Below are 20,241 nucleotides of genomic sequence, written 5' to 3'. Positions count from 1 at the left end.
AAACGGGCAACACCGATTCAAAGCCCGGCGATATGGCTGAAATCCTGGCGCTGCGCTTGCAGATAAGGTAATACCGCCGCCAGCAAGGGTGCTTTGAACGGCTCCTGAAAGCGGTGCGCAAGCCCAGGAATCAAGCGCAATTGGCTGCCCTGGATATGCGCCGCCAGATGCACCCCATGCATTACCGGCAACAGCGGGTCGGCGGTGCCATGTACCACCAGCGTGGGCACCCGTAGCCCTTCGAGCAACCGCACTCGGCTAGGTTCTGCCAAGATCGCCATGATCTGCCGCTGGGCGCCTTCAGGGTTGAACGCCCGGTCGTACGCCACCGCCGCCTGCTGCAACAGCGCCGCTCGATCATCCTGCACCTGTGGGCTGCCCAATGCCGCTAACAGGTCGGCCTGCTGCTCGATCGCCACCTGGCGATTCGGTGCACTGCGCCGCGCCAGCAACTGAACCAATGCCGGGCTGGGTTCGGGCAGCCCAGCGGCACCAGAGCTGGACATCACCAGCGTCAGGCTACGTACCCGCTCAGGCGCCATGGCAGCCATGTGTTGGGCGATCATCCCACCCATGCTCACACCCAGCACATGAAAACGGCCAATGCCCAGTGATTCCATCAGTTGCAGGCCATCGTTGGCCATGTCGGTCAGGCTGTAGGGCGCTGCGACCGCAAGGCCCAGCTTGTAACGCAACAGCTCCCACGTCAGATTGGCCGAAGGCGGCAGCTGGTTCCAGCGTGACAGGCCAGCATCGCGATTGTCGTAGCGAATGACCCGAAAACCTTGGCGGCAGAGCGCTTGGACGACGTCGTCGGGCCAGTGGATTAGTTGCCCGCCCAGGCCCATGACCAGCAGCAAGGCCGGGTCTCGCGGGGCCCCGACACTTTGATACACCAGGCTCAGCTCGCCGATTTCAGCACGTTGAACTGGCACATGAGTGTCGCAGCGGCTGTCGGCAATGCTTGACGAGGCGGTGAACAGTAGAAAAACAAAGAGCAGAAAAGCCCGCATGAATGAATTACCAGATTGCAGATCCCCAGTAGAGCGCGAGTCTGATGAATTTAAATGCGGTGCGCTGCCACAGTTCAGTGACAATTTGATGAACCCTGCCCAGTGGTGCGGCACGGCGCCCAGTCGACAGGCCAGGGCAACATGAGCGAAACTCAACTTATCGCCCATTTGCTCAAATTATTTTCTTGGAGTCAGCCGTGCTGGAAATCCGCCACCTGAAAACCCTGCATGCCCTGCGCGAAGCTGACAGCCTGGTGGAGGCCGCCGAGCGCCTGCACCTGACACAATCGGCGCTGTCCCACCAGTTCAAGGAGTTGGAAGAACGCCTTGGCCTGCCGCTGTTCGTGCGCAAGACCAAGCCGATCCGCTTCACCAGTGCCGGCCTACGCTTGCTGCAACTGGCCGATGCCACGCTACCGCTCCTGCGCGGCGCCGAGCGTGACATAGCCCGGCTGGCGGGCGGCACGGCGGGGCGCCTGCACATGGCCATCGAATGCCACAGCTGCTTTCAGTGGCTGATGCCAACCATCGATCAGTTCCGCGACGCCTGGCCGGAAGTGGAGCTGGACCTGGCCTCTGGCTTCTCTTTCGCCCCGCTACCCGCACTGGCCCGGGGTGACCTCGACCTGGTGGTGACCTCCGACCCCCTGGACTTGGCCGGTATCACCTACGTGCCGCTGTTCACCTACGAGGCCATGCTTGCAGTGGCCAACCAGCATCCCTTGGCCAACAAGCCATACATCGTGCCTCAGGACCTGCTCGACCAGACCCTGATTACCTACCCGGTGGAGCGTGACCGTCTGGACATCTTCACCCGCTTTCTGGAACCGGCCGACATCGAGCCGGCCGCAGTTCGCACCTCGGAACTGACGGTGATGATGATGCAGTTGGTAGCCAGCGGCCGGGGCGTCTGCGGTATGCCACATTGGGCGCTGCACGAATACAGCTCGCGGGGCTATGTGAAAGGTAAACGCCTTGGCGAGAAAGGGCTGTTCGCCACGCTGTACGCGGCGGTACGCACCGACATGCTCGATGCGCCTTACATGCGTGACTTTCTGCTCACCGCCAAGGACACCTCGTTCGCCACCCTGGACGGGGTCAGTGCGGTACGCTGACGGCCTGGCGGTACAAGGGCAGTATCAGGTCGCGGGTCAGCGGCGCAAGCGTCAGGTTTGCAGCCTGATCGGCGGCCAGCCATAGCACTTCTTCGATTTCTGCGGCCGGGGCGACGGCCTCGGCACTGTCAACGCGAAACAGTTCGGCCTGCACCTGGTACCCCGGCTCGTTGGCAGCAGGGGCGCTGAACTGCCCCAAGTGCACCGCCTGCTCCGGCTCGATTAGCAGCCCCAGCTCTTCGTGTAGCTCGCGCACCAACGCCTGTACCGCTGACTCACCCGCGTCGATCTTGCCACCCGGTTGCATGAAGGCCTGCGTGCCGCGCTTGCGCACCAGCAGGGTTCGGCCTTGCGGGTCGATGAGCAGGGCAGCGGCGATGCGGATGATGTTGGGCATTGGGGGAGCTCGTTGAAAAACCCACAGTCTACAGAACATCAACGACAAATGGCCCCTTGCCAAGCGGGCATTGAACCGCCATAACCAACCAATGAATCTCCCTGCCCATCAGCATCCAGTGCTCGAGCTGTTCCACCCGGCCGTGAGCAGCTGGTTCGGCCGCCACTTCGCCACGGTCACCGATGCCCAGGCCCGTGCCTGGCCGCTGATCCATGCCGGCCAGTCCCTGTTGCTCGCCGCCCCGACCGGCTCGGGCAAAACCCTTAGCGCGTTTTTGGCAGTGCTCGACGAACTGTTTCGCGAGGGCCTGACGCAGGGCGGGGAATTGCCTGCGCAAACCCGGGTAGTCTATGTGTCGCCGCTCAAAGCGCTGTCCAATGATATCCGCCTGAACCTGCAGGCGCCGCTCGAAGGCATCAGCCAGGCGTTGGCAGACCAGGGCCTTGAGGCGCCGGCCATCACCACTGCCGTGCGCACCGGCGACACCCCGCAGAAGGCCCGCGCGGCGATGCGCAAACTGGCACCGCATATTCTGGTCACCACGCCCGAGTCGTTGTACGTGCTGATGGGCTCGGCTTCCGGGCGCGCCGGCCTTGCCCATGTAGGCACGGTCATCGTCGACGAGATCCATGCCCTGGCCGGCAACAAACGCGGTGCTCACCTGGCGCTGACCCTGGAGCGTCTACAAGCCCTTTGCGCACGCCCCCTGCGCCGGATAGGGCTGTCTGCCACGCAACGCCCGGTGGAGCGAGTGGCGCAGTTTCTGGTCGGCCAGCACCGCCCTTGCGCCGTGATCGATGTCGGCCATGCCCGTCAGCGTGACCTGGCCATCGAGGTGCCCCCGGTGCCACTCGGCGCGGTCATGGCCACCGACGTCTGGGGCTTGGTGTACGACCGTTTGGCAGACTTGGCCCGGCAACACCGCACCACGCTGGTGTTCGTCAACACTCGCCGACTGGCTGAACGCATTACCCGCCACTTGAGCGACCGGCTAGGTAAGCAGGCTGTAGCTGCACACCATGGCAGCCTGGCCAAGGAAATGCGCCTGGATGCCGAGCAGCGCTTGAAAGGCGGCCAGTTGCAGGTGTTGGTGGCCACAGCCTCGCTGGAGCTGGGCATCGACATCGGCGAAGTCGACCTGGTCTGTCAGATCGAGTCGCCCGGCTCCATTGCCGCCTTTCTGCAGCGGGTGGGGCGCTCGGGGCATCAGGTCGATGGCACCCCCAAAGGGCGACTGTTCGCCACTTCGCGGGATGACCTGATCGAATGCACGGCCCTGCTCGACTGCATCCGCCGCGGCGAGCTCGAAGAATTGCATATCCCCCGCGCGCCGTTGGATGTGCTGGCCCAGCAGATCATCGCCGAAGTCAGCAATCAGGCCTGGCATGAACAGGCACTGTTCGACTGCCTGCGCCAGGCCACGCCTTATGCCACGCTGGACGCCGAGCACTACCAGGCACTGCTGCGCATGCTCGCCGAGGGCTACAACGGGCGCCTGGGCGTACGCAGTGCCTACCTGCACCGCGACGCGGTCAGTGGCACCCTGCGCGGGCGTCGGGGCAGCCAGCTAACCGCGTTGACCAGCGGCGGGACCATCCCCGAGACAGCCGACTATGCCGTGCTGCTCGAGCCACAGGCGATGAACATTGGCAGCGTCAACGAAGATTTCGCCGTGGAAAGCATCGCAGGTGACATCTTCCAGTTGGGCAATGCCTCTTACCGTATTGTGCGAGTCGAGCCCGGACGAGTACGGGTAGAGGACGCTCACGGCCAGGCGCCAACCATTCCGTTCTGGCTGGGTGAAGCCCCAGGCCGTAGCGATGAACTGTCCGCTGCAGTCGCCCGGTTGCAGGCACAACTGGACCAGCGGCTCGAGCTGGACCAGGGCAACCCAGCAGGCGTGCTGGATTGGCTCAGGCAAACCTTCGAATTGAACGAGGCAAGCGCCAGCCAGCTGCTCGATTACCTGGGACGCGCCCGCGAAGTACTCGGTGCCCTGCCCTCACAGCAGACCTTGCTGATGGAGCGTTTCTTCGATGAGTCCGGCGGTACCCAGCTGATCATCCACTCGCCCTTTGGCAGCCGTATCAACCGTGCCTGGGGCCTGGCGTTGCGCAAGCGTTTTTGCCGCACCTTCAATTTCGAACTGCAGGCAGCGGCCAGTGAAGACGCTATCGTGCTTTCGCTGTCCACCAGCCACAGCTTCGAGCTCGATGAGGTGTGGCGTTTTCTGAACAGCCGCAACGCTGAACAGGTGTTGATCCAGGCGCTGCTGGACGCACCGCTGTTCGGCGTGCGCTGGCGCTGGAACGCTGGCGTGGCCATGGCGCTGCCGCGTTTCGTCGGCGGGCGCAAGGTCGCACCACAGATCCAGCGCATGAAGGGTGAGGACCTGATTGCCGCGGTGTTCCCTGACCAGATTGCCTGCCTTGAAAACATCGCCGGCGACCGGCAGATTCCCGACCACCCGCTGATCGAGCAGACGCTCGACGACTGCCTGCACGAAGCCATGGACAGCGAAGGCTGGCTGGCGCTGCTGCGGCGCATCGAAAGCGGCCAGATGCGCCTGCTGTGCCGTGATCTGCCAGCGCCGTCGCCACTGGCCGCAGCCATTCTGAATGCACGGCCGTACGCCTTTCTGGACGACGCGCCGCTGGAGGAACGACGCACTCAGGCAGTGCTCAACCGGCGCTGGAGCGAGGTGCACAACAGCGATGACCTGGGCGCGCTGGACGCCGACGCCATTGTTGCGGTGCAGACTGAAGCCTGGCCCCAACCGAGCAATGCCGACGAAATGCACGAGGCACTGATGAGCCTGGGCGTTGTCAGCGAGAATGAAGCCCAGGCTAACCCGAGCTGGCCACTGCTGCTGCGGCAACTGGCCAAGGCTGGGCGGGCTTTGCAGCTGGTCGATGAAAACCTCTGGCTCGCGCGCGAGCGTCAGAGCCTGCTGCAAACGCTGTACCCGGCAGCGCACCTTGCGCCCGCCCTGAAGCCCCTGCCCGGCTTCGACCAAAGCATCGACCCTGAAAGCGCGTTGAAAGAGCTGCTGCGCGCCCGCTTGAGCGGCCATGGCCCCCTGAGCCTGGCGCAGATCTGCGAGCCCTTGGGCAAGCCTGCGGCGCAGATCGAACAGGCACTGGCCGGCCTGGAAGCCGAAGGCTATGTACTGCGCGGCCACTTCAGCCCAGGGGCAGTCGCGCTGCAATGGTGTGAACGCCACCTGCTGGCACGCATCCATCGCTACACGGTCAAACGCCTGCGCCGGGAAATCGAACCGGTCAGCCTGCAGGACTTCATGCGTTTTCTGTTCGACTGGCAACACCTGACCGCCGACGAGCGCCTGCGCGGCCCGCAGGCAGTGGCGCAAATACTCGGCCAGCTACAGGGCTTCCCCAGTGCAGCCGGTGCCTGGGAAGCAGAACTGCTGCCTGCGCGAATCAAGGACTACAGCCCACACTGGCTGGACGATGCCTGCCGCAGTGGGCAGTTCGCCTGGAGCCGGATAGCCGGCACGGTGGCCAGCAATACTTTGTCCAGTACACCTGTGGTGCTGCTGCCACGTGAGCACCTGGGCCAGTGGCGCAGCCTTGCCCCTGAGCCTGACCACGAAGCACTCGGCGGGCGGGCGCAACGCGTACTGCAAGCCTTGCAAGCACAGGGCGCGTTGTTCTTCGACGAACTGACACAAGAAGCGCGCCTCCTGCCCAGTGAACTGGAGACGGCCTTGCAGCAGCTAGTCGGCGCAGGCCTGGTCGGCGCTGACAGCTTTGCCGGGCTGCGCAGCTTAATCACCCCCGCGGCCAAACGCTCCTCGCGCGGCAGCCGCCGTGTTCACCCGCCGCTTTCCAGCAGCATGGCCCATGCCGGGCGCTGGGCATTGCTGCGCCGGGGCGGGGCGAGCATCGACCAGAGCCTGCGCACGGAACATATCGCCCGCGCCCTGCTGCAACGTTACGGCGTGATTTGTTGGCGCCTGCTGGAAAGGGAAAGCGATGTGCTGCCGCCCTGGCGTGAGTTGTTGCGCTGCTACCAACGGCTGGAGGCGCGTGGCGAAATACGCGGGGGACGTTTCATTGCTGGGCTAGCTGGTGAGCAATTCGCATTGCCGGAGGCAGTCGGCTTGCTCAGGCAAGTGCGCCGGCGGCCGTTGGAACAGACACTGGTGGTGGTCAGTGCAAGCGACCCGCTGAACTTGATCGGGGCGCTGCTGCCAGGCGCGAAAGTGCCGGCGGTCAACGGTAACCGGCTGCTGTATCGCGATGGCGTGCCTGTAGCCGTGCGCATAGCTGGGCGATACAGCTATCTGGTCGAAGGGTCGGCGCAGGAACAGGCGAGTTGGAAGGAGAAATTGCTGCGGATGCCGGCAGGGTTGCAGCACCTTTGAGATCAAGCCCAGCCGTGTTGCGCTCGGTCTGCCGGGCGCTGCGAACCTTTCGCCAATACCTATCCGGCCATGCCCAGCTCGGCATCATCCATCAATGCCTTGGCCATGGCGCTCAGGTAATGGGATACCCAGATCATCATCGGTTTCACGTCCATCAGGCCGATGATGGTCAGCTCTCGCACATAGCCCATCAATTCCGATGCCTGCTCGCGAGCATCACGGCAGGGAATGCCCGGCTCGATGCGAAATAGTGGGTGTGTTTGATGCTCACACTGAAAGCATGTGGTTTTGCCGACAGTGAATCGAGTGTTATCTGAGGCCGTTGGGCCGCGTTGCGGCGCAACGGCATTGACGCTCGCCCGCACTATTTAATTGTGCAGCGCGACTGGACTTGGCTATGGTCGAAGTTTGCCCCAGGCCCTGAGCCTGACCGCGCCATAGCAAGGACCCCGTATGAGCCTGTCACTTCTGAGCCGTTATGCCTTCTTCACCGCCTGCGTCCTGTTCACCCTGGCAAGCCTGCCTCTGCTCCATCATCAATGGCTATGGCCATTCACGCTTACCACTGCAGCCCTTAGCCTGATCGGGGTGTTCGACCTTCTGCAGCAACGCCACGCGGTACTTCGCAATTACCCGATCCTGGGCAACATTCGCTACCTGGTCGAAGCCATCCGCCCAGAAATTCGCCAGTACTTGCTCGAAGCCGACAGTGACGCCCTGCCGTTCTCCCGCGCACAGCGCTCGCTGGTATATGCACGGGCCAAGAACGAACCCTCGGACAAACCTTTTGGCACGCTTATCGACGTTTACGAGGCAGGCTTTGAGTTCATCGGCCACTCCATGCGCCCGGCGCCCCTGAGCGACCCGGCCAGCTTTCGAATCACGATCGGCGGCCCGCAATGCAGCCAGCCCTATTCGGCTTCGATCTTCAATATTTCGGCCATGAGTTTCGGCTCACTCAGTGCCAACGCCATCCGCGCCCTGAACAAAGGGGCGAAGCTGGGCAATTTCCACCACGACACCGGCGAGGGCAGCATCAGCCCCTATCACCGCGAAAACGGTGGCGACCTGGTCTGGGAACTGGGCAGCGGTTACTTTGGCTGCCGCACCGCTGATGGCCGTTTCGACCCGCAACGCTTTGCCGCCCAGGCTCGCACCCCGCAGGTGCGGATGATCGAAATCAAGATGAGCCAAGGCGCCAAGCCCGGCCATGGCGGGATTTTGCCCAAGCACAAGGTGACCGAGGAAATCGCCGAAACCCGTGGGGTACTGATGGGTGAGGACTGCATCTCACCGTCACGGCACAGCGCTTTCTCAACACCGATAGAGATGATGCACTTCATTGCTCAGCTACGAGAACTGTCGGGCGGCAAACCGGTGGGCTTCAAGTTCTGCCTCGGCCACCCATGGGAGTTCATGGGCATCGCCAAAGCCATGCTGGAAACCGGCATTTTGCCAGACTTCATCGTCGTCGACGGCAAGGAAGGTGGCACAGGCGCCGCACCGGTCGAGTTCACCGACCATATCGGCGTGCCGCTGCGCGAAGGGCTGCTGTTCGTGCACAACACCTTGGTGGGCCTGAACCTGCGCGACAAGATCAAGCTCGGTGCCAGCGGCAAGATCGTCAGCGCCTTCGACATTGCAAGCGTGCTGGCCATCGGCGCCGACTGGGCCAACTCGGCACGCGGCTTCATGTTCGCCATTGGCTGCATCCAGTCGCAAAGTTGCCACACCAACAAGTGCCCGACCGGCGTGGCCACTCAAGACCCACTGCGTCAGCGTGCCCTGGTAGTGCCGGACAAAGCCCAGCGGGTGCTGAACTTCCACCACAACACCTTGCGCGCGCTGGCTGAAATGCTGGCGGCCGCGGGTCTGGAGCACCCAGCGCAGCTGGAAGCCAAGCACCTTGTGCGGCGCGTGTCAGCGACCGAGATCAAGCTGTTCTCGCAGATGCATGTGTTCCTCAAGCCGGGCGAACTGCTGACCGGGGAAGTCGATGGGCAGTTCTACTCGCGCATGTGGCAACTAGCCAGGGCAGACAGCTTCGAGCCGCACGATGATGTGGCTGCCTGACAAGGCCAGGCTAGCGCGAAAGGGCCGCTCGTCGGCCCTAGCGGCTGGGCATCAGCACGCGCTGCTGGCCTCGTTGCGCGCCTGTTTCGGCGCCAGGCGCAATGCGTAATAGAGCACGGTCAGCAGTACCAGGAATGCCGGGCCGACGTACAGCGCCACGCGGGTATCCTCGAAGTACGCCATCAGCCCCACCACCAGCACCAGAAATGCCAGGGCCAGGTAGGAACTCAGTGGCCACAGCCACATGCGGTACTTGAGCGCCTTCTGCTCAGCGCTGGACAGGCCTGCACGGAACCTGATCTGGGCCAACAGGATCATCACCCAGGTCCAGATGGCGCCGAAGGTCGCGATCGAAGTCACCCAGACGAATACCTTCTCCGGCACCAGGTAGTTGGCCAGAACCCCCAGCAGTAGCGCGGCGATGGACAGCAGCAAGGCATTGCGCGGCACGCCACTTTTCGAGGTGCGGGCGAAGATGGCGGGCGCCTGGCCATTCTCAGCCAGGCTGTAGAGCATGCGGCCAGTGCTGAAGATACCGCCATTGCACGAGGACAGCGCAGCGGTGATCACCACGAAGTTGATGATGCCGGCAGCCGTCTTGATCCCTAAGCGCTCGAAAGTCATGACGAACGGGCTGCCCTGGCTGCCGATGGCGTCCCACGGATACAGGGACAGGATCACGAACAGTGCGCCAACATAGAACAACAGAATGCGCCAGAACACCGAGCCGATGGCCTGAGGGATGGTTTTTTGCGGGTTGCGTGCTTCCCCGGCGGTCAGGCCGATCATTTCGACGCCCAAGTAAGCGAACATCACCATTTGCAACGACATCAGCACGCCGGTCACCCCATTGGGCATGAAACCGCCGTTGCTCCACAGGTTGGAGATACCCATGGCAACGCCCCCGTTGCCCAAGCCGAACGCGATTACACCGATGCCGCCAACGACCATGGCGATGATGGTGACGATCTTGATCAAGGCGAACCAGAATTCGAACTCGCCGAATGCTTTTACCGCGATAAGGTTGACCGCCCCCATGCTGGCCAGCGCCGATAGGGCCCAGATCCAGCGTGGCACGTCAGGGAACCAGATACCCATGTAGATGGCCACGGCGGTGATTTCCGCGACACAGGTCACCAGCCACAGAAACCAGTAATTCCAGCCGGTCAGAAAGCCCGCCAGCGGGCCCAGGTAGTCTTGGGCGTAGCGGCTGAACGAGCCGGCGACCGGGTTATGTACGGCCATCTCGCCTAGGGCGCGCATGATCACCAAAATGGCCAGGCCGCCGATAATGTAGGAAAGCATGATTGCGGGGCCGGCCATTTCGATGGCTTTGGCCGAACCGAGGAAAAGGCCAACGCCGATACAGGCGCCCAGGGCCATCAGACGGATGTGGCGTTCGCCCAACTCTCGCTTGAGCGGGCCGCCCTGTGCGGGCTGGGCCGGGGCAGGATGGTTGCCGAATGGCATAGCAATACAACCTCATTTTGTTATTGGATTTGACCTTCGTGCAGCACCGGCTGTGCCGATAGGCACAGTGTTGGCTTGCCAGGCTGGCCTTGTGGGCCACCCTGCATGCCGGCCCAGAGCGGTCGGCAGGGCGAAGGGTCGGGCAGTATAGGAAGTTCGGTATAGGCGTTTTCGCTATATAAACGTAAAAAATCAGCAAGAGTTTCCGGGAACCTGAGTGCTTACCCGACTGCGCCTCAGCCCATCAGGACCGAAGCCAAACCCTGGGCGCAAAGCGTTCGGTCAGTTTTTCCTTGTCCGACAATTTCTTCACCTGCTGCCGTCAACGTCTAAGCTTCAGACAAGCAAGACGAAAATACCCGGCCGGATTGAAGACTATGGGCGCACTGTGGCAATCGGAACCAAGTACAACGCAAGCAACAGATGCACCATCAGCCAGCGCGCCACAACCACAGCCACCTCGTCAGCGCAGGCTCTGGTGGCGGCTGATCATCCTGATCGTGCCGGTAGCCCTGATTGCCATCGGTTTCGCAGCGTATGACGAGTTCCGCACTTCCAACCTGCAATCCCGTGAGTTCAGCAAGTTGGCCACTACCCTCACCTATTCGCTGCAGCCGGGGCCGAGCGATGCCATTGTCTATCCGGGTGACGGGCCTTTCGACAAACGCCTGGGCTACAGTGGGCTGGGTGAATTTTTGCCACGCCTACTCAAACGCGATTATCTGATCAGCGAGCAAGTACGCTTTTCCCCCGCGCTGATGAGTTACGTCAATCACGGCCTGTTCGCCCCTTATATCGAAAAGATCCAGGCCGGCCTGTCCATTACCGACTGCCGGGGCGACACGCTTTACCAGTACAACTACCCCCAGCATCTGTACCCGGATTTCGCCTCCATCCCTTCGGTGATGGTCAATAGCCTGCTGTTCATCGAAAACCGCGACTTGCTCGATACCAAGGATGTGCGCAATAACCCGGCTGTCGATTGGCCGCGCTTTGCCAAAGCTGCCTACAGCCAAGTGGCCAAGTACCTGGCACTGCCGGGCCAATCCGCTGGTGGTAGCACCCTGGCGACGCAACTGGAGAAATACCGACACTCGCCCGATGGCCTGACCGTCAGTGGCGCGGAAAAAATCCGCCAGATGATCTCGGCGAGCGTGCGTGCCTACCAGGGCGGCCCAGATACCAGCCAGGCGCGCCAGCGGATCGTGCGGGACTACCTCAACAGCGTGCCGCTGTCGGCGGTGCCCGGCCATGGCGAAGTGCACGGCATGGCCGAAGGCTTGCGGGTGTGGTACGGCGCCGATTTCGATCAAGTCAACCAGGCGTTGACCTCCGCCGCCACTGACCCGCAGAGCATGGCCGCCCGGGGCTTGGCGTTGCGGCAGGTGCTGTCGCTGATGATTGCTCAACGCCGCCCTTCGCATTACCTGTCCAAAGGGCGGGTCGAATTGGCAGAGCTTACCGACTCACATATCCGCGTGCTGGCCGCCAACCACATCATCGATCAGCCGCTGGCCGATGCGGCGCTGGCCAGCAAGGCGGTGTATCGCGACTGGGTGGCGCAGCCGACCATCGTGCCAATCATCACCAACAAAGGTATCAGCCTGGCCCGCAACCGCCTGGCAGCAATGCTCAACCGCCCACTGTACGACCTTGACCGGCTGGACCTTTCCGCTACCAGCACCCTGCAGGCCGACCTGCAAGTGCAAGTCAGCCAGTACCTGAAAAACCTCGCCGACCCACAGTTCGCTGCACAAATGGGCCTGATCGGCGAACGTCTGCTCACCGCCAAGACCACCGACCAAGTCAGTTACAGCTTCACCTTGTTCGAGCGCACCGCCGATGGCTCGCGGGTACGGGTGCAGACCGACAGCACCAACCAACCCTTCGACATCAACGAAGGCAGCAAGCTGGAGCTGGGCTCGACCGCCAAGTTGCGTGTGCTGACCACCTACCTTGAAATCATTGCCGAACTGCATGACAAATACGCCGGCAAATCCCCGGCCGAGCTGAAGAAGGTGGACGTCGCCGAACTGGACCGCATCACTCAATGGTCACTGGAGTGGCTGGCGCAAAACAGCAAGAACCAAAGCCTGGACGCCATGCTCGATGCAGCGCTGGAGCGCAAGTACTCGGCAAACACCGGCGAGGCGTTTTTCACCGGCGGCGGCATGCATGTGTTCAACAACTTTCGTAAGGAAGACAACAACCGTAACCCCACCCTCAAGGATGCCCTGCGCGAGTCGATCAACCTGCCGTTCATTCGGCTGATGCGCGACCTGGTGCGCTATGTCACCTACCAACAGCCCTACAATCGCGTACCACTGCTCAAGGACGACGCTGACCCGCGCCGCCAGGAATACCTGGCTCGCTTCGCCGACAAGGAAGGCACCAGCTACCTGATGCGTTTCTGGAAGAAATACCAGCGCAAGACATCGCAGCAGCGCCTGGACACCTTCCTCGACAGCATGCGCGCCACGCCGCAGCGCCTTGCGGCGGTGCACCGCTACCTGTTCCCGGAAGCCAGCCAGGAAACCTTCAACGCCTTCGTGCGCGCCCATAGCAAGGACAACAAGCTCGCCCTGGGCAAGCTCACCGACGGCAAACTGGCAGAGATGTACGAAGCCTATGGCCCCGGCAAGTACGACCTACCGGACCAGGGCTACATCGCCAAGGTGCATCCACTGGATCTATGGTTGCTGGGGTACCTGTTGAAGCATCCGAGCTCCACCCTCAGCGAAATGGTCAACGCCAGCCGTTTCGAGCGCCAGGAAGTGTATGGCTGGCTGTTCAAGAGCCGTCATCAGGGGGCGCGTGACAGCCGTATACGCACCATGGTCGAGATCGAGGCGTTCTTGGATATACACCAGCGCTGGAAGCGCGTCGGCTACCCGTTCGACCACCTCGTGCCCTCACTGGCTACCGCGATCGGCAGTTCCGGCGACCGTCCGGCGGCGCTTTCAGAGCTGGTGGGTATCATCCAGAACGACGGTGTGCGCCTGCCTACGCTGCGCATCGATACCTTGCACTTCGCCGCCAATACGCCCTATGAAACCAAGCTGATCAGCGACCCGGATCGTGGTGTGCGGATTCTGCCAGTGGAAGTGGCTCGCGCACTCAAAGGTGCCATGTCGCAGGTGGTCGACGCAGGTACTGCAAGGCGGATCTCCGGAAGTTTCAAGCTCAATGACGGCACACCGTTGGTGATGGGTGGCAAGACCGGCACCGGCGACAACCGTATCGAAAGCTTTGGCGCCGGCGGCCGCCTGATTGGCTCGCGCTCGCTCAACCGTACGGCCACGTTCGTGTTCTACCTCGGCGACAATCACTTCGGCACATTGACTGCCTTCGTGCCGGGGCGCACTGCGGAGGCCTTCACCTTCACTTCGGCATTGCCGGTGCAAGTGCTCAAGGGCATGGCCCCGATCCTGATGCCTTACCTGCAGCCGGGTAACCCCAACGAATGCAAACCACCGCAGGTTGCCATGCGTGGCAGCGATCCATCTAAAAGTTAGATGATAATTATCCGCATTTAGCGACTTGTGTTTAGATATATCTTGAGTAATATCTTGCGATATATCGAAACACAGGAAACTCATCATGCGTGACCATGGCACCCATGACCTTTTTGAACGTCGCCCGCGCGGTGAGCGGGGCCCGCGGGTCTTCGCACCCGGTGACCTCAAGCTGCTGATGCTGTCGATGCTGGCTGAGCAACCAGGCCACGGCTACGACCTGATCCGGCAGATCGAAAACCTCTTCGACGGCAGCTATTCACCAAGCCCTGGCGTGATCTACCCGACCCTCAACTTCCTCGAAGAAGCCGAGTTGATCAGCGGCCAGGTGCATGGCAGCAAACGTCTTTATGCCATTACTGCAGCGGGGCGTAGCGCGCTGGCCGACCAGGCAGTGGCCCTGGACGGCGTACGCATGCGTATCGAGGTCAGCAAGCGCGCGTTGCGTGGCCATGACCGCCCACCTGAAATCCATGAAGCGGTTGGCAACCTGCGCCACGCCCTGCACATGCACAGTGGCCGCTGGACGCCTGAAGAAATCGAGCGGGTGCGCAACCTGCTCAACGACACTGCAAAAGCCATCGCCTGCGGGCCGGGCGAACCGGTCAGGGAGAACCCTCATGAGTGACACCATTCACCGCGTCAACCACGAAATCCGTCAACGTCGCCTGCACGTACTACGCGTCACCGACCTGACTCCGCGCATGCGCCGCATCACCCTCGGGGGTGAGGAGTTGCAAGGTTTCACCAGCCTGGGCAGCGACGACCACATCAAGCTGCTGTTCGCCGAAAACGCCGAACAACAACAGGCCATCGACGCCCGACAACTGGGGGGCGATGGCGCAACCCGGCCAACCATGCGCGAGTACACGCCTCGGCGGATCGACTTGCAGGCCAACGAGCTGGATATCGATTTCGTGCTGCACGGCGACGGCCCCGCTTCCACTTGGGCGGCCCAGGCAACCCCTGGGCAGGTGCTGAACATCGCCGGGCCACGGGCTTCGATGGTGGTGCCGGATATCTTTGACAGCTACCTGCTGGTGGGTGACGAAACAGCGATCCCGGCCATTGGCCGGCGTCTGCAGGAATTGCCAGCCGGGCGCCGTGTGCTGGCCGTGATCCAGATCGAGGATGAGCACGAGCGCCAACCTCTGCCCAGCGCAGCGCAGGTGGAAGTCATGTGGGTCAAGCGGGACCAAGACCTTTTGGCGTTGCTGAGAGATTTAAGCCTGCCCGAAGGCAAGCTGTACAGCTGGGTGGCGCTGGAAAAAGCGCTAACCCGGCAGGCTAAGGCGCTGCTGCTGGAAAAAGGTATCGCTGAAGATGCTCTCAAAGCCGCCGCTTACTGGCGTGCCGATGGGGGTGGCGACCACGCGTAAAGGGTTCTCTCGTGCATTGGCCAGTTCGCGGGTAAACCCGCCACCCAAGGTGCTTGGCTGCTCCCTCCGGCGTTGTCCTGCGGCGCCGCTCCACCCGTTTTCACAGGTATTGCTTGGATTCAACGTCTGAGTATCTCCGGTGCAAGCGGGTATACCCGAGCACTGGCCAGTGCAGGTCAAGCCAACCTGTCCCTTCCCCGCCACCGATCCAACCCCAGCAATACCAACCCGATCCCCCAGAAACCCGCCAATACCCCAAGGGCGTTGAGTAACACCGGCCCATACCCCAGGCTTGCCACATCGATGAACGGGTACGGATAAGCCCCGATCTCACTTCCCCGCCACAGCGCATAAGCGAAATACACCGCAGGGTACAGTGCCCAGATCCCCAGGTGCTTGAGCCGCAGGCTGCCCTTGGGCACCTCGAACCACCAGTAAAGGGTGAACAGCAACGGCATCACATCGTGCAGCAGCTCATCGGCCAGCCACTGCCAGCCTTCTGGGTGCCATAGGTGACGCAACAGTATGCTGTAAGCGAGCGCCACCAAGATGATGCTGGCCGCCACCGCAGAGCTTACAGACGGCGTCAGAAAGAAACGCTTGGCCGCAGATTCGCGGCCGAACGCCGCATAACTCAGGACCGTGGCAACCAACGTGTTGGTCAGCACCGTGAAATAGCCGAACACATTGATCAGGCCGCCAATCAAGCTGGCTTGCTCTTGCCAGCGCGCCAGCAGCACTAGATAGACCTGCACCGTAAGGCCAAACCAGCCAAGCAACGCCATCGACGTCAGCCAGGGGCGCCGTGGCATATCAGCCCCGGCGCTGCAGTTGTACGTACAGCTGCTCGACCTTCTCCCGCGCCCAAGGCGTCTTGCGCAGGAAGGTCAGGCTCGACTTGATGCTCGGGTCGCTCTTGAAACAGCGCACATCAACGCGCTCGGCCAGGCCCTTCCATTGGTAGTGCGCCACCAGCTCAGTGAGGATCTGTTCGAGGGTCTTACCATGCAAAGCATTGTGTTGGGCCGTACTCATGCCAGTGCTCCATTACAAAGATGCGCACCTTACACGAGTGTAGAGGCAGGCGGGACCTGTGAGAGGTGTTGAAAAACCGCTGGCAGGGCAAAAAGGGCTGTGCTGAAATAGAGATGTTATATTGTAACAATAAAACATGACTGCCAAGGAACGCCCCATCCCCATGCTGTACATCCCGCTTCGCCTCTCCCCCATCGCTGTCGCCCTTTGCCTGGCTGCCTCTCCCACCCAGGCAGTGGAACTTGAACCTCAGATCATCACCGGCAACCCGCTGGGTAACCGTGAATCGGCTGCGCCGAGTTCCGTGCTCGAAGGCGACAAATTGCTGCAACAACAGCACGCCAGCCTTGGCGAAACCTTGAACAGGCAACCCGGCGTTGCCTCAACCTGGTTTGGCCCAGGTGCCAGCCGCCCGGTAATTCGGGGCCTCGATGGCGACCGCATCCGTATCCTGCGCAACGGTGTGGGTGCGTTGGATGCTTCGTCGCTTTCTTATGACCACGCTGTGCCGCTGGACCCGGTCACGGTCGAGCGCGTGGAAATCATCCGCGGCCCTGCCGCCTTGCTCTATGGCGGTAACGCCATTGGTGGGGTAATCAACACCTTCGATAACCGCATCCCCGATTCGCCTATCGAGGGTATCCATGGCGCTGGTGAACTACGTTACGGCGGCGCCGATACCACCCGCAGCAGTGCCGGAAAGCTTGAGGCCGGTAACGGCACGTTCGCCCTGCACCTGGACGCCAATAGCCGTCAGTTCAATGACCTGCGCATTCCCGGTTACGCGCAAAGCGCCAAGGTGCGCGACCCCGACGCACCAAGCAGCCGTCACCGCCTAGCGAACAGCGACGGCCGTCAGGACGGCGGCGCCATCGGTGGTTCCTACAATTGGGAGCATGGCTATACCGGCCTGTCCTACAGCCGCTACGACAGCAACTACGGCTCGGTGGCAGAGCCTGGTGTGCGACTGGACATGAAGCAGGACCATTACGCCTTCACCTCACAACTGCGCGACCTGACCGGCCCTTTCACCTCGGTAAAGGTCGATGCCGGCTACACCGACTACGAACATCGCGAAATCGAAGAAGGCGAAGTCCATACCACCTTTCGCAACAAAGGTTACGAGGCACGCGTAGAAGCCCGCCATCAACCCCTTGGCCCGCTTGAAGGCGTGGTCGGTGCCCAGGTCAGCCGCAATGAGTTTTCCGCCCTGGGTGAGGAAGCATTTGTCCCCCACACCGACACCGACAGCCTGGCGCTGTTCATGCTTGAGCAGTGGCAAGCCTCCGAACGCCTGAAACTGAGCCTTGGTGCCCGCATGGAGCATACCCGTGTCGACCCCGACGCAAAGGGCAACGCCACATTCGCCGACGCCGACAGCGCCAGCAGCTTCAACGCCTTTAGCCTGTCATCGGGCGCGGTGTACCAGCTCGACCCAATCTGGTCGCTGGCCGCCAACCTCGGCTACACCGAGCGGGCGCCAACGTTCTACGAGCTCTACGCCAACGGCGCCCATGTGGCTACCGGCGCCTATGAAGTCGGTGATCCCAGCCTGACTAAGGAAAAGGCCATTTCCACCGACCTGGCGCTGCGCTTCGACAATGGCACCCACAAAGGGAGCGTTGGGGTGTTCTACAGCCACTTTCGCAACTACATAGGCCTGATCGGCACCGGAAATGTGCGTGAAGGCCATGACCACGACCATGACCATGAAGACGACGACCACGATCACAGCGGCTTCCCTGAATACCAGTATCAAGGCGTGCGCGCACGCTTCTACGGCATCGAGGCCCAGGACCGCTGGCAGCTGGCCGAGAACCGCCTGGGCAGTTTCGCGCTGGAGCTGTCCGGCGATTACACCCGGGCCAAGAACCTGGACAATGGCCAGCCGCTGCCACGCATTGCGCCACTGCGCTTGAACAGTGGCCTGGTTTGGGAACTCGAGCGCTGGCAGGCTCGCATTGATGTACAACATGCCGCATCGCAGCACCGCAAGCCTGAGAATGAAACCAGCACTGCCGGCTACACCACCCTTGGGGCCAGCGTCGGCTATCGCTTCGACGTTGGCCAGAGCCAGTGGCTGGCCTTCGTGCGCGGTGAGAACCTGACGGACCAGACCGTGCGCTACGCCAGCTCGATTCTGCGAGATATCGCGCCGGCACCAGGGCGCAGCGTTGAGGTGGGCTTGCGAACCACATTCTGACCTGACGTAGCTTACAGAGCAGCGGTTCACTCGCGAGTGCAGAGATCAACACTGCATGATAGTCGCGGGTGAGCACGCTGATTCACAGCATGGGCGCTGGCCAACGCAAAGAGGTTTGTTACCAGATCTGCAACAATGAACTGCGACAATTTGTCTTTTTTTTCTATGGCTTCCCCTATATCCTCCCGCCGCAGCTGAATCGCTTCATCCAACATACCTAAAAGCCATCACCATCGAAGAGTTACCTCCTCGATGCGCTTGCCGTTTTCTCAAAAATCAAAAAGACAGCGCTATCTCATGTTCCAACTGCCCAAACCCCGCTACACCAGCCTGGCGTTCATCGCCCTGGCTGCAGGCCTACCCGCCACAGCCAATGCCAGCGACGCATTCACCCAGGATTCACCCTGGATGTTCGGCGACTGGGGCGGCACCCGCAGCGCGCTGCAAGCGCAAGGCTACGACTTCACCCTCGGCTACACCGGCGAGATGGGCAGCAACCTGCATGGCGGGTTTGATCATGACCGCACAGCGCGTTACAGCGACCAATTCACCTTCACCAGCCATCTGGACCTGCAAAAGATCCTCGGCTGGAACGACACCGAGGCCCAGCTGACCGTCACCGAACGCCATGGTGACAACATCAGCAACGACCGTATCAACGACCCTCGTGTCGGCGGTTTTACCTCCGCCCAGGAAGTCTGGGGCCGTGGCCAGACCTGGCGGCTGACGCAGATGTGGATCAAGCAGAAGTATTTCGATGGCGCCCTGGACGTTAAAGTCGGCCGCTTCGGCGAAGGCGAGGACTTCAACAGTTTCCCGTGCGACTTCCAGAACCTGGCCTTCTGTGGCTCGCAGGTAGGCAACTGGGTGGGCGGCATCTGGTACAACTGGCCGGTCAGCCAGTGGGCGATGCGCGTGCGCTATGACCTGACCCCCGCGCTGTATGCCCAGGTTGGCGTGTACGAGCAGAACCCGTCGAACCTTGAATCAGGCAATGGTTTCAAGCTCAGCGGCAGCGGCACGCAAGGTGCTGTAATGCCGATCGAACTGGTGTGGAGCCCGCACGTCAAAGGCCTGAAAGGGGAATATCGCGCCGGCTACTACTACAGTAATGCCAAGGCACAGGATGTTCTGAAGGACAGCAACGGCCAGCCGGCCGCCCTCAGTGGCGCCGCCTACCGCAGCAGTTCGAGCAAGCATGGCGTGTGGCTTGGAGCGCAGCAGCAGATCACTTCGCTGGCATCCGACCAGTCACGCGGCCTGAGCCTGTTCGCTAACGCCACGATGCACGACAAGAAAACCAATGTCATCGATAACTATGTTCAAGCAGGACTGGTTTACAAAGGCCCCTTTGACGCCCGCGCCAAGGACGACATTGGCTTTGCTCTCGCCCGCGTGCACGCCAACCCTGCCTACCGCAAAAACGCCCGCCTGGCCAATCAGATGGCCGGCCTGGACGACTACGACAACCCAGGCTACCTGCCGGTGCAAGACACCGAGTACAGCGCCGAGCTCTATTACGGCATTCACTTGGCCAATTGGCTCACCGTGCGCCCCAACCTTCAGTACATCCGCCATCCGGGCGGGGTATCGCACGTCGACGACGCGCTGGTCGGCGGCCTCAAGATCCAAAGCACATTCTGACCCCATTCGA

At 61.8% G+C, this 20,241-nt stretch carries 14 protein-coding genes; 8 read left to right on the top strand and 6 right to left on the bottom strand.

Annotated features, from left to right (window positions below; translation table 11 throughout):
- Positions 1 to 17: 17 nt before the first annotated feature.
- Positions 18 to 1,013, bottom strand: coding sequence for an alpha/beta fold hydrolase (locus ACK59H_RS02070; protein ID WP_060477860.1), 996 nt, complete (start codon positions 1,011 to 1,013; stop codon positions 18 to 20).
- A 197-nt stretch (positions 1,014 to 1,210) separates the two neighbouring features.
- Here ACK59H_RS02070 and metR point away from each other — a divergent pair, with 197 nt between their 5' ends.
- Positions 1,211 to 2,128, top strand: coding sequence for a transcriptional regulator MetR (gene metR / locus ACK59H_RS02065; protein ID WP_060477861.1), 918 nt, complete (start codon positions 1,211 to 1,213; stop codon positions 2,126 to 2,128).
- Here the strand turns inward: metR and ACK59H_RS02060 are convergent.
- The gene (locus tag ACK59H_RS02060) at positions 2,112 to 2,525 is read right to left on the bottom strand and encodes an NUDIX hydrolase (protein ID WP_409264213.1); all 414 of its coding nucleotides are present in this window, start codon (positions 2,523 to 2,525) and stop codon (positions 2,112 to 2,114) included. The genes metR and ACK59H_RS02060 overlap by 17 nt on opposite strands.
- A gap of 91 nt (positions 2,526 to 2,616) precedes the next feature.
- On the opposite strand from ACK59H_RS02060, the gene ACK59H_RS02055 reads away from it, so the two are divergent.
- Positions 2,617 to 6,912 (top strand): DEAD/DEAH box helicase, encoded by a 4,296-nt coding sequence (locus ACK59H_RS02055; RefSeq protein ID WP_409264212.1) that lies wholly within the window; start codon positions 2,617 to 2,619, stop codon positions 6,910 to 6,912.
- A gap of 59 nt (positions 6,913 to 6,971) precedes the next feature.
- Here the strand turns inward: ACK59H_RS02055 and ACK59H_RS02050 are convergent, their stop codons facing one another.
- Positions 6,972 to 7,277 carry a DUF3077 domain-containing protein gene (locus tag ACK59H_RS02050; RefSeq protein ID WP_409264211.1) on the bottom strand — a complete coding sequence of 102 codons (306 nt, stop codon included), beginning with the start codon at positions 7,275 to 7,277 and terminating at the stop codon, positions 6,972 to 6,974.
- A gap of 88 nt (positions 7,278 to 7,365) precedes the next feature.
- On the opposite strand from ACK59H_RS02050, the gene ACK59H_RS02045 reads away from it, so the two are divergent.
- Complete coding sequence (locus ACK59H_RS02045; protein WP_409264210.1) at positions 7,366 to 8,985, top strand: FMN-binding glutamate synthase family protein; 1,620 nt, start codon at positions 7,366 to 7,368, stop codon at positions 8,983 to 8,985.
- A gap of 51 nt (positions 8,986 to 9,036) precedes the next feature.
- On the opposite strand, the gene ACK59H_RS02040 is transcribed toward ACK59H_RS02045, so the two are convergent.
- Complete coding sequence (locus tag ACK59H_RS02040; protein ID WP_409264209.1) at positions 9,037 to 10,455, bottom strand: amino acid permease; 1,419 nt, start codon at positions 10,453 to 10,455, stop codon at positions 9,037 to 9,039.
- Between the two features lie 377 nt (positions 10,456 to 10,832).
- On the opposite strand from ACK59H_RS02040, the gene ACK59H_RS02035 reads away from it, so the two are divergent.
- The 3 genes from ACK59H_RS02035 (at position 10,833) to ACK59H_RS02025 (ending at position 15,349) form a co-directional block, all read left to right on the top strand.
- A complete protein-coding gene (locus tag ACK59H_RS02035) occupies positions 10,833 to 13,970 on the top strand; it encodes a transglycosylase domain-containing protein (RefSeq protein ID WP_409264208.1) in 3,138 nt (1,045 codons plus the stop codon).
- Positions 13,971 to 14,055: 85 nt separating this feature from the next.
- Positions 14,056 to 14,598, top strand: coding sequence for a PadR family transcriptional regulator (locus ACK59H_RS02030; protein WP_409264207.1), 543 nt, complete (start codon positions 14,056 to 14,058; stop codon positions 14,596 to 14,598).
- Complete coding sequence (locus ACK59H_RS02025) at positions 14,591 to 15,349, top strand: siderophore-interacting protein (RefSeq protein ID WP_397467497.1); 759 nt, start codon at positions 14,591 to 14,593, stop codon at positions 15,347 to 15,349. Before ACK59H_RS02030 ends, ACK59H_RS02025 begins: the two co-directional genes overlap by 8 nt.
- A 176-nt stretch (positions 15,350 to 15,525) precedes the next feature.
- Here the strand turns inward: ACK59H_RS02025 and ACK59H_RS02020 are convergent, their stop codons facing one another.
- Positions 15,526 to 16,161 carry a Pr6Pr family membrane protein gene (locus ACK59H_RS02020; RefSeq protein ID WP_409264206.1) on the bottom strand — a complete coding sequence of 212 codons (636 nt, stop codon included), beginning with the start codon at positions 16,159 to 16,161 and terminating at the stop codon, positions 15,526 to 15,528.
- Between the two features lies 1 nt (position 16,162).
- Positions 16,163 to 16,384: a VF530 family DNA-binding protein gene (locus ACK59H_RS02015; protein ID WP_060477870.1), complete on the bottom strand. Its 222-nt coding sequence runs from the start codon at positions 16,382 to 16,384 to the stop codon at positions 16,163 to 16,165.
- A 163-nt stretch (positions 16,385 to 16,547) separates the two neighbouring features.
- On the opposite strand from ACK59H_RS02015, the gene ACK59H_RS02010 reads away from it, so the two are divergent.
- Both ACK59H_RS02010 and ACK59H_RS02005 read left to right on the top strand, forming a co-directional pair.
- Positions 16,548 to 18,587 (top strand): TonB-dependent receptor, encoded by a 2,040-nt coding sequence (locus ACK59H_RS02010; protein WP_060477871.1) that lies wholly within the window; start codon positions 16,548 to 16,550, stop codon positions 18,585 to 18,587.
- A 297-nt stretch (positions 18,588 to 18,884) separates the two neighbouring features.
- A complete protein-coding gene (locus ACK59H_RS02005; RefSeq protein ID WP_060477872.1) occupies positions 18,885 to 20,231 on the top strand; it encodes a carbohydrate porin in 1,347 nt (448 codons plus the stop codon).
- The last annotated feature ends 10 nt before the right edge of the window (positions 20,232 to 20,241 follow it).

The sequence above is a fragment of the Pseudomonas sp. KCJK9000 genome, from assembly GCF_046230725.1.
Lineage (GTDB): Bacteria > Pseudomonadota > Gammaproteobacteria > Pseudomonadales > Pseudomonadaceae > Aquipseudomonas > Aquipseudomonas promysalinigenes.
Note: the sequence above shows the minus strand (reverse complement) of the source record. Positions and strands in the feature narration are given on the sequence as shown.